This window comes from Azospirillum sp. HJ39, assembly GCF_041507355.1.
GTDB classification, from domain to species: Bacteria; Pseudomonadota; Alphaproteobacteria; order Azospirillales; family Azospirillaceae; genus Azospirillum; species Azospirillum thiophilum.
On the sequence record NZ_CP167911.1, the window covers coordinates 2,182,317 to 2,194,577 of the forward strand.

The window sequence follows — 12,261 nt, forward strand, 5'->3', positions numbered from 1 at the left end:
GTGGCCCGGAAGAAGAAAATCCAGAAGGTGGACGAGCTGATGGGGCCGCCGGTTGTCGGCCGGTTCTACCTCGTTCCGACCATCGAATACCCGCTGTCCGGCAAGGTTGGGCACTGGCCGGTGCTCGGCCCGAAGCACACCGACGCCGAACACTTCGGGTTCCCGTGGGAGCACTACCACATCGACACGCGCTTCTGGTCTGGCGCGATGCAGCGGAAGTTTGGGGCACGGAAGACCGGGATCCGCCCCGGTGTGGCGACGAACTATCCGCTCTGCACCATTGACTTCGGGGCGGTCAGTCGCGCGGTGCCCCACCCGCCGGTCGAATACCGCCGCCTCCGGTGCGTCTCGGCGACGATCCTCTACCAGTTCGCCGGGCTGGAGCCGGTGCTGTCCTTGCGCCGGCACATGGGCGAGGCCGCCATGGTCGACACCGACCACGGCCCGATCTGCCCGCACCGCGGGTTCCGCCTGGGTTCCGTGCCGGCCGACGCCGACGGGATCATCACCTGCCCCCTCCACGGCCTTCGCTTCTGCGCCAAGAGCCGCAAAGCGGTCCCCCCGGCCGCAACCGAGGTGCCCCATGCCGCGTGACATTCCCATCATCTTCAGCGCGCCGATGATCCAGGCGCTGCTCGCCGAACGCAAGACGCAGACGAGGAGGATCATCAAGAAGCCCGCCGCCTTGAACGCCCTGGACGTTTTCGGGCCGTCGTTCCTCCTGAAGCCCGGCAACGTCGATCTGATCCGCTTCGCAGTCGGTGACCGGCTGTGGGTGCGCGAGAGCGTATGGCAAAACGGCACATGGGTGCGCGACGAAGACGAAACGGGCGAAATCGGCTCGAAATGGGTTGGCACCGCCAGCGTCAGAATGATGGCCGATGAGGAGAAACCGGCCGGATCCGGCAATTTCGTGTGGCGCTCCATCCCGTCCATCCACATGCCCCTCTGGGCCTCCCGCCTGACGCTGGTGGTGGAAGAAGTGCGGGTTCAGCGGCTCCACGACATCAGCGAGACGGACGCCATCGCTGAAGGCGTCGAGATGTGCTCGCCTCGACCGCATGGGATGAGTGGGTGGCGTGATTATGGTGACAAGCCGGAAGACACGTCTCGTCGCTACTTCAGCGACCCGCGCAAGAGCTTCCAGTCCCTCTGGACCAGCATCAACGGCCCTTCTGCCTGGGATGCCAACCCGTTCGTCGTCGCGCTGACCTTCCAGGTCCACCGCTGCAACATCGATTATCTGGACTCCAATCTGGCTGCCCTGGAGGCGCGGTCATGATCGAGGCGAAGGGAACCGATCTGATCCGCAAGGGATCGGCGGACGAGATCGTGGCGAAGCGGGACCGCGCCCTGGATCTCTACACCCGCGGCGTCCAGTTGCTGGCCGATGCCGTCCGCGTCCACATGGAGGTGGGCGGCACCAGCTACCCGAGCCTTACCACGGCGCTGGATCGCAACGGCATTCACCTGATCGAGCAGGGCCGCACCGCCGAGGTGGTGGAGGCGCTGCGCAAGGGGCTGGACGGCCATGTGTGGGAGCACATCACCGGTGCGCTCGGCCTTCTGAACCTCATGAATGCGGCCCAGCTTGAGGCGTTCCAGGAGCAGAACCGCACCGCCCCGCCGGAGGTGACGCGGGACAACCTCACCGCCACCTTCGAGCGCCTGACGGCCGAGAGCGACACCATGTTTCGGCAGGGCGTCATCGACTTGTTCAAGGGCCTGGACCGGAAGTTCGCCAGCAACCCGGCATACCGGATCGGCGAGAAGCTGATTTTCGCTCGCGCTCTGTCCGAACATGGCGGGTGGAACCATTACGGCGGTCGGCAAGCCGAGATGCGCGACCTGGACCGCATCTTCCACCTTGTCGACGGGAAAGCCCCGAAAGACCACCGCGGCGACGCGGCGGCCATGGTGTCGCAGATGTCCCGCCAGCAGCACGGGGGCACGGTCGAAACCGACTACTTCGAGATCCGCACCTTCAAGAACTGCAACGTCCATGTGCGGTTCCGTCGGCCGGACCTCGTGGCGAAGGTGAACCAGATCATCGCCGACTACTTCGGGGCTGCGCTGGCGCACGAGACGCGCGGCGCCCGCCGGCGGAGGGCGGCATGAACCGGCCCCCGTACAACGTGGATCCGGCGTTGCCGCCGCCCGAGTGGAGGCCGCCCCAGGCGCCCGTCTGGTGCGACCCCAACGGGCCGAATGAAGATCCGACGCTCCGCTTGGTCAAAGCGATCAACAGCATTCTGCGCATTCACGGCCCGATAACGGCCGAACAGGTGGGGCTGGCTCTCGTCATCTACGGCTACGGCCCGATGCTTGTGGCGCTCGACGCACCGCCGCCAAAGCCCCCCCGCCTCAACCGCGAATGCAGCGGCCCACGCTGGAGGCAGGGCAGCCTGCCGGGAGTCGAGTGATGGCCCAGAACCGTAGCCATGCGGTGATGTCCCAGCGCACCGAACCGCACAACAGCTTGGACTTCTTTCCGACGCCCTGGTGGGCGACCCGCGCGCTCTGCGAGTACGTCATCCCCTCCGCCATGCATGTGGCATGGGATCCGGCCTGTGGCTGCGGTGACATGGTGCGCCCCCTGATGGAGTACTTCCTCGCGGTCGCCGGCTCCGATGTCCACGATTACGGTGCCGGGTTCGTGTTGCACGATTTCCTCATGCCGTACATGCCGGACGGGATCGGCGGCACGGACTGGATCATCACCAACCCGCCGTTCCGGCTGGGCGAGCAGTTCGCCCGGCACGCCCTGAAGCTGGTGGCGAATGGAGCCGTCGAGAAGGGCGTCGCTCTCCTCGTTCGTACCGCATTCCTGGAGGGCGTGGCACGCCACCGGCTATTCGCCGAACACCCGCCGGCCTGCATCGCACAGTTCGCGGAGCGGGTGCCGATGGTGAAGGGGCGCCTGGACCGCACCGCCTCCACCGCCACCAGCTACGCCTGGATCGTGTGGAGGCGCGGAAGCACTGACACCCGCATGCGCTGGATCCCGCCCTGCCGGAAGGCATTGGAGCGTGACAGCGACTGGCCCGAAGGAAGGGCAGCATGACCATCCAAATTCTGACCGGTGACTGCCGAGCCATGATGCAGACCTTGGACGCGGAAAGCGTGCAATGCTGTGTCACCAGCCCGCCGTATTTCAACCTTCGCGACTATGGGGTGGATGGGCAGATCGGTCTCGAACCGACCCCCGAGGCTTTCGTCGCTGCTCTGGTGGAGGTCTTCCGCGAGGTGCGCCGCGTCTTGCGCCCCGATGGCACCGTCTGGCTGAACCTGGGGGATAGCTACGTCACCAACCCCGGCAACGGCCGATCCAGCGATGAACGCGCTGGCCTCGGGAATGGTGGTGGCCGTCCTCACCGCTCCGCGGCGGACAAGTCCGGTTGCGGGCTGAAGCCGAAAGACCTCCTGATGATCCCGGCGCGCGTCGCTCTGGCGCTCCAGGCGGACGGCTGGTGGCTGCGGTCTGACACGATCTGGCACAAGCCGAACCCCATGCCGGAGAGCGTCACCGACCGGCCGACGAGCGCGCACGAGCACATTTTCCTGCTCGCCAAAAGCGAACGGTATTTCTACGACGCCGACGCGATCCGCGAGGCGGAGTCGGTGCCGGATTGGGACGATGGCTCGCGCGTGTTCGGAGGCGTCAACAAGCACGGCGCCAACGCCCAGCATGGGGACAGGACCACCGGCCGGCGCGCCACCTCCAGGAAGCGGGGCCTCCCGCCGCGGCATGCTCAATACCCGGAGTCGTCGGACCAGTCGGGCCTTGATGCGGTGCCCCGCGGCGTCGGTCGGAACGCCCGCAATGTGTGGACGATCCCGACCAAACCGTTCCCAGAGGCGCACTTCGCGACGTTCCCGCCGGAACTCGCCGAACGGTGCATCAAAGCGGGCAGCAAGACCGGCGACACGGTGCTGGACCCCTTCGGGGGCGCTGGCACCACCGGCTTGGTCGCCGACCGACTCGGCCGGCATGCGGTCCTGTGCGAACTGAACCCCGACTATGTGGCGCTGGCCGAGCGGCGCATCAGAAGGGACGCCCCCCTCCTCGCTGACACCAGGGTGACGGCATGAGCGCCCGCCGCATCATCGAGACGCCGTGGGGCACCGACGTGGAGGTGGAAGTCGTCCCCGACGGTGCCGGCGGCGAGCGGCTGGTGTGGAGCCATGCCGCGACCGCCCTTCACCACGGCATCCATGGGCCGGAGAAGCGCGCGGCGTTCGTGCTGGACGCCGAAGACGCCGAACGGGCCGGCGGCACGCCTTCGATTGGCGAGCTGCTGGTGCGCTACCACTGGATCCCGAACACGCCGCAGCCCCTGCCGGCTGCCCTGCCCCCGGTTTACCCGGCGCTGGTGGCCCGCCTGCCGAAGCCTGCCGTCCAGGCGCTGGATAGCTGGTGCGCCCGCGTGGCCGGCCTTCCTGGCTGGCGCCAGCGGGCACCCGCGCTGCTGTCCATGATCGACGGGGTTATCCGCGCTGGTAGCCGGCCGGGGCCGGGCTACTGCGAAGATCCGTCGGACATGGGCGCCCGCATCTCGCGGACCCTGACGGCGGTGCTGGAGCACCTGGAAGACCCGGCCGTCGACCGGATCGAGGTGGCCGCCTTCTACGCTCTCTCGGACCATGTGGCGTGGCGCATGGCCGCGCTGCACTGGATCCGCGACTGCCGGCAAAGCTGGTGGCGCGACTGGATCAAGGCACGGTCGGACTACCGGCTCGCGGCCAAGCTGGTGGCGCTGCACACCCCAACCCTCCCGACCTACGTCTGGAGGTGGTGATGGCCCGCCGCGGTGGTCGCAGCAAGGGACAGGGCGTGCATGTGCCGTCGCTCGGCCCGTGGGCGCAGCGGCAGATCGAGGCTTTCCTGCTCGCCCAGCACGAGCAGCGGCGCCTCCGCGCTGCCTTCACCGGCCAGCAGCAGCCCGAGAAAAAGGCCAACAAGTTCGGCGCCCGCCGGACGGTGGTCGACGGGATCAGCTTCGCCTCCGCCTTGGAGGCCAAGCGGTGGGTGGTGCTGCGCCAGCGTGAGCGCCTCGGCCTGATCCGGGATCTGAAGCGGCAACCGCGGTTCGTGCTGCGCGTCAACGGGGTGAAGGTCTGCACCTACGTTGGCGATTTCAGCTACTTCGACAAAGCAAACACGTTCGTCCTCGAAGACGCGAAGGGCTTCAAGACGGACGTCTACAAGCTGAAGAAGCGCCTCTTAGAGGCTTTGCACCCAAACCTGAAAATTACTGAGGTGACATCATGTCTGACGTAGGGGGAATTGCGTCTGAACGCTTGCGGTCTTTCATAAACCGCATTCGTAATCTTCGAGCAGAAGTCAAGAGCATTAACGAGGATGTAAAAGAGGTCTTCGCCGAAGCCAAGGGAACGGGCTTCGACACCAAGATCATGCGGAAGATCATTTCCTGGATGGACGCGCGGGAGAAGAACGCGGCCGACCAGCAGGAACAGGAGGCGCTGTTCGACCTCTACAAGGAGGCCCTGGGTTACGGGGAAGGCTCGGCCGTCGATATTCCGCTGAACCCGACTCCGGCAAAAAAGGGGAAGAAGGCCACACCCGCCCCGGCGGTCGACCCGGACCAGATCGACATCGAGGATCATCTGGTGAATACGCCCGCCGCTTCGAGCGGGACCGATGACGCCTTCGACCCCGCCCCTGATCTGCAACCGGCGGAACCCACTCCCGCCCCCGTGTCTGCGGATGAAGCCAAGGCGATGGGCCATGCCGCGGGCGCGGCTGGCGTGCCCATCACCGGGAACCCGTTCGACGCCGCGGATCCGAACCGCGGTCATTGGGAGCTTGGCTGGTGCGAAGAAACCGGCTCCGACGGCATGGACATTCCGCAGGCTCCGCAGCCGGCCAAGGGCGGGAAGCCGCGCAAGGGCGCGAAGGGCGGGAAGGGCGGGAAGGGTTCCACCGATCCGCAGCCGCCGGCCAGCCCGCCGAGCGACGGTGACGAGTGGCAGAACGTGGACAACAACTTTTCTAGCGGTCGGTGATCGTCATGGCTGAAGCCTTCGTTCCCTCGCACGCCATCCGGCGCTTTGCCGAGGTATTGATGCCCGAAGCATGTGAGGCACCGATCCTCAGCCGCCCGGTACGCACCGCAATCCACCAATGGCGGGTTGAGCTTGGAGCCGGTACCGAACTCGAAGCCGTCGGCCTGAAGCCGCGCCGCAAGGCGATGCTCTACGGGCCGCCGGGCTGCGGCAAGACCACGCTCGCACATCACCTGTCCGCCCGTTTAGGGCTTCCGCTGGTGCTGGTCAATGCAGCGGCCATGATAAGCAAGTACGTCGGCGAGACCGGCGCGAACGTCAATGAGCTGTTCGACCAGATCATTCAGCAGCAGGATCGGTGCGTGCTGTTCCTGGATGAGTTCGACAGCCTTTGTGCAAAGCGCATGTCGGAGCAGAGCGGAGCGGCGCGTAACCGCAATGAAACTGTCGTCGCGCTGCTGCAAAAGATCGACCAGTTTGCGGGCACGCTGCTGGCCGCCACGAACCGCAGCGATGACATTGACCCGGCCATCTGGCGTCGCTTCGGGATGCACCTGGACATTCTGGAGCCGGATGACGAATGCCGAATGGCGATCATCACCCGCTACCTCGCGCCCTTCACCCTGGATCAGCGGGCGCTGGAGGTGCTGTGCATGGCGACCGCCGGTGCAAGCCCGGCTCTGCTGCGCCAGCTTATGGAAGGCGTGAAGCGCGACATGGTGATCGCGCCGAAGCTCAAGCTCCCGATGGACTGCAAGTCGGTGTTCTCCCGCCTGATCGTCTCGGTTCGGCCGCACGCCGACATGCAGCAGCCGCCCCTCTGGGCTGTCGCCGACGCCCGCAGCCGCGTGGAAGCCATGCCGTGGCCGCCTGTGTTGCCCGACGCTGGCGGGGAGGGCTGACGCCATGGAACAGCACCGCACGCGCTGGCAGGGCCTGACAGCGGCCTTGCGCTGGCTCTGGACGCGGGGGCGTACCGCCCTTGGGTGGGGCTTCTTCCTGGTGTGCCTGTGGGGCTGGCAGGGCTTGCCGCCCGCCCAGCAGATCAGTTGCGCCATCATCGTGGGCTGCGTCGTGATCGCCATGTCGATCCCCGAGAAGGTGGAGATCGTGCATCGCGTGAAGCTGGAGCAGCGGCCCGGCAAGGGCGGGGAGGCGTAGATGCCCGTCCCGCTGGACATAGCGCAGGGCGTGACATTCAGCGTGGAGTTCCTTCAGCGCCTCTCTCAGGAGGCGCTGAAGGAATCCCCCACCTGCCGGGCGCGGTCGCTCTGCCTCTCCGATGCGGCCGAGCGGCTGCAACGGGAGGCAGGCCGGCCGGCTGCGCCCTCGAAACCAGCGCCCACTCCGCCGCCCCCGGCGGACGATCCGCTGGACCTGTTCGCCACCACCGCCCAGCCCGGCCCTGCCGATGGGCGGCAAGATGACCGCTGAAGCGGCACGGGAGCGACCCATGAGCCAACCAGTCGAAGATATGGTCTGGGCGGCCGACATCAGAAGCACGCCGAAATTCGTCCTGCTGCGGCTGGCCCGCTATTCGGCGGACGATGGCACGAGCGTGTATCCGAGCATCGGTTCCGTGGCCGCCGCCGTCGGTATGTCCGAGGTGGCGGTGCGGAAGGCTGTTCAGGAGCTGCTGGCGCTCGGAGTGCTGTCGTTGGTGGCGCTGGAGGACCAGAGCACCCACCGGCCGCGCGAATACCGGATCATGCTCGACGCCCTCGCCGCCCGCCGGGCGCCCGGCACCCCCATAACGACGTTACCCCCCACCCCCTCAACGACGTTGGGGGGAGGGGGCAATGTCATACCCCTAACCCCTAAACCACGTTTACCCCCCACCCCCTCAACGACGTTGGGGGGAGGGGCAAACGCCGTTACCCCGTCCCCCCAACCACGTTGCCCCGTCCCCCCAACCACGTTGCCCCATCCCCTCAACCACGTTGCCCCGAATATAGCTGCTATAGCTTCTGCTGCTGCTGCTACAGCAGACGCGGGAAATGGAGATAAGGCTGTTCTCAGCCCGACAGCGATCATCGACGCTTTCGACGCCGCCCTGGTGGAGGCTTTCGGCCCTGAACGCGCCCGTCGCCGGCCGGCCGATACCGATCAGGAGGTGGCCGCCGCCTGGATCGACCAGGGTGTGGATCTGGCGCTGTGCGAGGGCCTGTTCATCAGCGTCCAGGCCCGCCGGAAGAAGCTGCACCAAGAGCCGGTCGGTTCCCTGGCGTGGTTCTCCAACCGCGTGGCTGCCCAGCTTGACGCCCGCTCGGCGCCATTCCCCGAACTGACCGCCTCCCGCAGCGGCTTTGCGCTGTCCGAGCCGGCACCGCAGGCCGGCCAGCGGGAACCGATGTTCGGGCGTTCCTCGCCGGCTACCCGCCCCGTCTGGCGGCTGCGGCTGACCGAATGGCGCGACAAATCGGTCTGGCTGCCCGCCTGGGGCGCGAAGCCCGACGAACACGGCTGCGAAGCGCCGACCGACCTGATCGCAGAGATTTTCCCACAACGCGAGTTGCTGTGACCGGTGGCCCCGCCCAGCCCCTCCAGCAGCCCCTGATTCCCAAGGTGCCCAGATGAAGCCCGCCACGAAGCCCCCCACCCCTGCCGTCTCCGCCCCCGCCTCCCTGCCCGTGGTCCTCACGCTGACCGTGCCGGCCCAGCGCCGGGCGGACCTCCCCGACATCTACACCGCCGAGGTGGAACAGCGCGGCCGGGTGCTCCTCCGCCGCCATTTCCGCCGGGCTGAAGACGGCGGAACGGAAGACGTCACCGAACTGGTCACCGAAATCCTGCTGGCGAAGGCCAAGGGCGTAAAGGACGCCGAGCAGGTGGTGCAGGCCGAGCAGGTGGCCCGCGTCGGCGCCACCACGCCGAACCAGCACCGGGCGGCACGCGGCAGTGTGGTGGGCGAGCAGACGGCGGTCGCCGGCAAGACGCGCGCCCGCGCCCTGTCCTCCCTCGATGTGATCCGGAAGCGCGATCTGTTGACCACCCGCCAGTGGGAGGCCGGGGACCGCATGGCACAGGACGCCAAGGTGGTAGCCGGTGCCCGCGAGCCGAAGGACGAGGCGGTGGTGGTCGACCAGAACGCCGGCCGGGCATGGGAGGATTTCGCCATCGACGCGGGGAACCGGCTGAACCTTGCGCGCGAAACCTGCCAAGCCATGCCCTCGTACGAGGGGACCAGCCCCTGGACCATGGTGGAGGGGGTGGTGCTGCTGGACCGGGCAATCACCGATATTGTCGCCAGCACGAACCAGAACGTCCTCCGCCGCGCGAAGATCGCTCTGCGGATCGGGCTGGACGCTGTGGGTGATGTCTATCGGCTGCCCAGCGCGGTCACCCGCACCCATGTGCTGGGCGCAGACGGGATCCCGGTGCCGATGACGGTGACGGAAGACCTGGACGGGCTGGATCGGCAGGAGCAGCAGCGCCGCATGTGGCGCTCCATCAAGCTCGGCGACCGGCTATATGTAGCCGTTGGGGATACGATGTCGGACCTATATGCGGTAGCCAAAACGGAGCTAAAGCGCCGCTCCAACCCGAAATAGTTGACGCGGATACGACTTCGTGCTTCTTTCGGTATGCCCCCGAAAGGGGGGCGTGAAAATCAGCCCTGCAACTCGGATACGAGATGCGGGGCTTTTTCATGCCCAGCCGGTGGAGACCGGAGACGGGGGTTACACGGGTGGTGACTCACCCTTTCACCGCGAGCGCTAGACCCGCACGTCCGACCAGAGCCGGTTGATCGTCCATCCCGTCATCGCTCGCGAGGCGACGGGCGCATACGGACGTAGTAACCCGTTCAGGTCAAGACCGACTCGGACACCGCAACAGCATTTCACCGGGCGATGGAGTCGCGCCGGCCTTTTTCGCGTGTCCGCGTCTTGGCGCGGAGTTCACTGTGAAGCCTGGGATCAGGATTGATTACCTTCCGCTCGATGGGCTGCGGCCCTACGACCGGAACCCGAAGACGCATTCCCCCGAACAGATCGAACGGCTGGTCGCCAGCCTGACGGAGTTCGGGTGGACCCGGCCGCTGCTGATCGGCGACGATGGCACGCTGGTGGCCGGTCACGGAACATGGACAGCCGCCAAGCTGGTGCGAGACCGTGGCCTGTCGATCCCAAACCATCCGGATCCGGCAGTAGCGCCGACCGTGGCGCTGGCGCATCTGACACCAGACCAGCGCCGGGCCTATGTGATCGCCGACAATCGCCTGTCCGAACTCGGCCGGTGGGACGACGATCTGCTCGGCGCCGAGCTGGCCGACCTACAGGGCCTCGGCGTCGACATAGGCACCATCGGGTTCGATATCGCCGACCTGGAGGCGCTGTGTTCCGATGGCACCAGCACCGGAACCGGGGCAAGGGATGGCGCCACCGGCAAGACGCTGGTGGAGCGGTTCGGCGTCCCGCCCTTCACGATCCTGGACGCAAAGCAAGGCTACTGGCGCGACCGAAAGGCCGCCTGGACAGCGCTTGGCGTGCATGCCGAGGAGGGGCGGGAGAACCTGCCGGACACCAACGTCGCCACCGACTGGATGCGCCGCGGTTCCGCCGTTGGCGGTTCCGCCTTCGACCCGGTGCTGGCCGAGTTGATCTTCCGGTGGTTCACCCCTGGCATCGGATCGGCCGTTCTGGACCCATTCGGAGGCGAGGCCACGAAGGGCGTCATCGCTGCGGCGCTGGGCTACGAATACACCGGCGTCGAGCTGCGGGCCGAACAGGTGAAGGCCAACCGGGAGCAATGGGAGCGGGTCCGCGACCGGCTGCCCCCCGAGCGGCTGGCGCAGGTTCGGCGCGATCCGGTGTGGATCGAGGGCGACAGCGCACGGATCGACAGCTTGTTGCCGGCCGGCCGCTCCTACGACCTCGTGTTCACCAGCCCGCCCTACTACGACTTGGAGATCTACTCCAAGGGCGAGAAGGACGGATCGGCGTTCGAGACCTACGAGCGCTTCATCGGCTGGTATCGGGATATCTTCCGGCAGGCATGCGGCCGGCTGGCGCCCAACCGCTTCGCCGTGGTGAAGATCGGTGACGTCCGGGACGAGCGGGGCTTCTACCGCAACTTCCTGGGGGACAACATCGCCTGTTTCCTCGATGCGGGGATGGGCTTCTACAACGAGGCGGTGCTGGCAACGCCCATCGGGAGCTTAGCGCTCCGGGCCGGCCGGCAGTTCACCGCCTCCCGGAAGCTCGGCCGCGGTCACCAGAACGTGCTGGTCTTCTTCGGCGGAGACCCGGGGCGGATCAAGGCGGAGTTTCCGCAGGAGATCGAGGTGGGCGATGTCGCCCCTGACGATACCGCACCGTAAGGCGCTCCGCGCCGCGGTGATCGCCCAGCACGTCCGCGAGTCGGGCCTGCCGGGTGTCGTGTGCTTCTCGTGCGGGAACGCGAGCCGCGCCCTGAAGGAGGCGGGCCTGTTCGTGGTCGAAATCGCGCCCGGCGGCGACCTGTCGACTGGACGGTGGTGGACCGCTCCGGAGATAGCGCGGGCATGGCCGCACCTGTTCGACGCTACCAGCGGTCATCTGGCCTTCCCGGTGATGGCTGCGGTGGCGGATGCGCTGCGGGTCGACCTGGGCGAGTTGCCGGCGGGCACCTACAGCGTCCCGACAGGATCGGGCGAGACGCTCGTGTGCCTCTCCATGGTCTATCCCGCCTGCCGGTTCCTGCCGGTCTATGGGATAGGACAGGGGACGCAGTTCGAGCCACGCGCCCCGCTCAACGGTCTGGTCCAGGCGCTCGCCGCTGGCGGGGATGCCGCGAAGGTTTCGTAGACCTACGGGAGGGGTCCACGGCGCCGATTTTCGTTTCGTAGACCTACGGGAGGGGTTTGGCGGTCGGCGGCGGACGGTTGGACCATGTGGTGCCTTCCACACCCGCCGGCCGTCATCCATCTGTCGTCGCCGGCCTCCCCCGCCGACCGGCAGCCTCCCCGTCGACGGGCGGCTCCCCCGCTGACCGGCGGCTCCACCGGAGCCGTCTGGATCGGAAGGGGCGCCACCTTCCGGCCGGTGCGGCACGGCGTGCCCTTCCGGCGGTTCGCTGGCGTGCTGGCGTGCTGGCGCTGGCGCTGGCGCTGGCGCTAAAGCCGGCAAGGGGAACAGAGACAGCCGCGCCTGTCCAGGCGCGGTTTTGGGGTGTGCGCCGTCAGCCCGGCACAACACCCCGCGGCGCTGGTGTGGTGGCAAGGGGGAACGGCGGGCGCTTCAAGCGCACCCCTTG

At 67.3% G+C, this 12,261-nt stretch carries 17 protein-coding genes; all 17 read left to right on the top strand.

Annotated elements, in window-relative coordinates; all coding sequences use genetic code 11:
• Positions 1-594 (top strand): Rieske 2Fe-2S domain-containing protein, encoded by a 594-nt coding sequence (locus ABMY26_RS23680; RefSeq protein ID WP_372397069.1) that lies wholly within the window; start codon positions 1-3, stop codon positions 592-594.
• The gene (locus ABMY26_RS23685) at positions 584-1,282 is read left to right on the top strand and encodes a hypothetical protein (RefSeq protein WP_372397070.1); all 699 of its coding nucleotides are present in this window, start codon (positions 584-586) and stop codon (positions 1,280-1,282) included. Before ABMY26_RS23680 ends, ABMY26_RS23685 begins: the two co-directional genes overlap by 11 nt.
• Positions 1,279-2,118, top strand: coding sequence for a DUF4942 domain-containing protein (locus ABMY26_RS23690; RefSeq protein WP_372397071.1), 840 nt, complete (start codon positions 1,279-1,281; stop codon positions 2,116-2,118). The genes ABMY26_RS23685 and ABMY26_RS23690 overlap by 4 nt, the downstream gene beginning before the upstream one ends.
• On the top strand, positions 2,115-2,423 hold the full coding sequence (locus ABMY26_RS23695) for a hypothetical protein (protein ID WP_372397072.1): 309 nt from the start codon (positions 2,115-2,117) through the stop codon (positions 2,421-2,423). The genes ABMY26_RS23690 and ABMY26_RS23695 overlap by 4 nt, the downstream gene beginning before the upstream one ends.
• The gene (locus ABMY26_RS23700; RefSeq protein WP_372397073.1) at positions 2,423-3,064 is read left to right on the top strand and encodes an SAM-dependent DNA methyltransferase; all 642 of its coding nucleotides are present in this window, start codon (positions 2,423-2,425) and stop codon (positions 3,062-3,064) included. The genes ABMY26_RS23695 and ABMY26_RS23700 overlap by 1 nt, the downstream gene beginning before the upstream one ends.
• Entirely contained in the window at positions 3,061-4,092 is a 1,032-nt protein-coding gene (locus ABMY26_RS23705) for a site-specific DNA-methyltransferase (RefSeq protein ID WP_372397074.1), read from the top strand. Before ABMY26_RS23700 ends, ABMY26_RS23705 begins: the two co-directional genes overlap by 4 nt.
• Positions 4,089-4,799 (top strand): hypothetical protein, encoded by a 711-nt coding sequence (locus ABMY26_RS23710; protein ID WP_372397075.1) that lies wholly within the window; start codon positions 4,089-4,091, stop codon positions 4,797-4,799. The genes ABMY26_RS23705 and ABMY26_RS23710 overlap by 4 nt, the downstream gene beginning before the upstream one ends.
• Positions 4,799-5,281, top strand: coding sequence for a DUF1064 domain-containing protein (locus ABMY26_RS23715; RefSeq protein ID WP_372397076.1), 483 nt, complete (start codon positions 4,799-4,801; stop codon positions 5,279-5,281). Before ABMY26_RS23710 ends, ABMY26_RS23715 begins: the two co-directional genes overlap by 1 nt.
• The gene (locus tag ABMY26_RS23720; protein WP_372397077.1) at positions 5,269-6,027 is read left to right on the top strand and encodes a DUF2312 domain-containing protein; all 759 of its coding nucleotides are present in this window, start codon (positions 5,269-5,271) and stop codon (positions 6,025-6,027) included. Before ABMY26_RS23715 ends, ABMY26_RS23720 begins: the two co-directional genes overlap by 13 nt.
• Positions 6,028-6,032: 5 nt before the next feature.
• The gene (locus ABMY26_RS23725; protein ID WP_372397078.1) at positions 6,033-6,929 is read left to right on the top strand and encodes an AAA family ATPase; all 897 of its coding nucleotides are present in this window, start codon (positions 6,033-6,035) and stop codon (positions 6,927-6,929) included.
• A 4-nt stretch (positions 6,930-6,933) separates the two neighbouring features.
• Positions 6,934-7,188, top strand: a complete 255-nt coding sequence (locus ABMY26_RS23730; RefSeq protein ID WP_372397079.1) for a hypothetical protein — start codon at positions 6,934-6,936, stop codon at positions 7,186-7,188.
• Entirely contained in the window at positions 7,189-7,461 is a 273-nt protein-coding gene (locus ABMY26_RS23735) for a hypothetical protein (RefSeq protein ID WP_372397080.1), read from the top strand. It abuts the gene before it with no gap.
• Positions 7,462-7,480: 19 nt separating this feature from the next.
• On the top strand, positions 7,481-8,548 hold the full coding sequence (locus tag ABMY26_RS23740; protein ID WP_372397081.1) for a hypothetical protein: 1,068 nt from the start codon (positions 7,481-7,483) through the stop codon (positions 8,546-8,548).
• 52 nt (positions 8,549-8,600) lie between these two features.
• Entirely contained in the window at positions 8,601-9,578 is a 978-nt protein-coding gene (locus tag ABMY26_RS23745) for a hypothetical protein (RefSeq protein WP_372397082.1), read from the top strand.
• 353 nt (positions 9,579-9,931) lie between these two features.
• On the top strand, positions 9,932-11,347 hold the full coding sequence (locus ABMY26_RS23750) for a hypothetical protein (protein ID WP_372397083.1): 1,416 nt from the start codon (positions 9,932-9,934) through the stop codon (positions 11,345-11,347).
• Positions 11,348-11,459: 112 nt separating this feature from the next.
• Positions 11,460-11,813: a hypothetical protein gene (locus ABMY26_RS23755; protein ID WP_372397084.1), complete on the top strand. Its 354-nt coding sequence runs from the start codon at positions 11,460-11,462 to the stop codon at positions 11,811-11,813.
• Between the two features lie 84 nt (positions 11,814-11,897).
• Positions 11,898-12,125, top strand: a complete 228-nt coding sequence (locus ABMY26_RS23760; RefSeq protein ID WP_372397085.1) for a hypothetical protein — start codon at positions 11,898-11,900, stop codon at positions 12,123-12,125.
• Positions 12,126-12,261: the final 136 nt, after the last annotated feature.

Coding starts and splice junctions, on each gene's coding strand:
- ABMY26_RS23685 (WP_372397070.1), top strand. CDS start 584: ATGCCGCGTGACATTCCCATCATCTTCAGCGCGCCGATGATCCAGGCG.
- ABMY26_RS23690 (WP_372397071.1), top strand. CDS start 1,279: ATGATCGAGGCGAAGGGAACCGATCTGATCCGCAAGGGATCGGCGGAC.
- ABMY26_RS23695 (WP_372397072.1), top strand. CDS start 2,115: ATGAACCGGCCCCCGTACAACGTGGATCCGGCGTTGCCGCCGCCCGAG.
- ABMY26_RS23700 (WP_372397073.1), top strand. CDS start 2,423: ATGGCCCAGAACCGTAGCCATGCGGTGATGTCCCAGCGCACCGAACCG.
- ABMY26_RS23705 (WP_372397074.1), top strand. CDS start 3,061: ATGACCATCCAAATTCTGACCGGTGACTGCCGAGCCATGATGCAGACC.
- ABMY26_RS23710 (WP_372397075.1), top strand. CDS start 4,089: ATGAGCGCCCGCCGCATCATCGAGACGCCGTGGGGCACCGACGTGGAG.
- ABMY26_RS23715 (WP_372397076.1), top strand. CDS start 4,799: ATGGCCCGCCGCGGTGGTCGCAGCAAGGGACAGGGCGTGCATGTGCCG.
- ABMY26_RS23720 (WP_372397077.1), top strand. CDS start 5,269: ATGTCTGACGTAGGGGGAATTGCGTCTGAACGCTTGCGGTCTTTCATA.
- ABMY26_RS23725 (WP_372397078.1), top strand. CDS start 6,033: ATGGCTGAAGCCTTCGTTCCCTCGCACGCCATCCGGCGCTTTGCCGAG.
- ABMY26_RS23730 (WP_372397079.1), top strand. CDS start 6,934: ATGGAACAGCACCGCACGCGCTGGCAGGGCCTGACAGCGGCCTTGCGC.
- ABMY26_RS23735 (WP_372397080.1), top strand. CDS start 7,189: ATGCCCGTCCCGCTGGACATAGCGCAGGGCGTGACATTCAGCGTGGAG.
- ABMY26_RS23740 (WP_372397081.1), top strand. CDS start 7,481: ATGAGCCAACCAGTCGAAGATATGGTCTGGGCGGCCGACATCAGAAGC.
- ABMY26_RS23745 (WP_372397082.1), top strand. CDS start 8,601: ATGAAGCCCGCCACGAAGCCCCCCACCCCTGCCGTCTCCGCCCCCGCC.
- ABMY26_RS23760 (WP_372397085.1), top strand. CDS start 11,898: ATGTGGTGCCTTCCACACCCGCCGGCCGTCATCCATCTGTCGTCGCCG.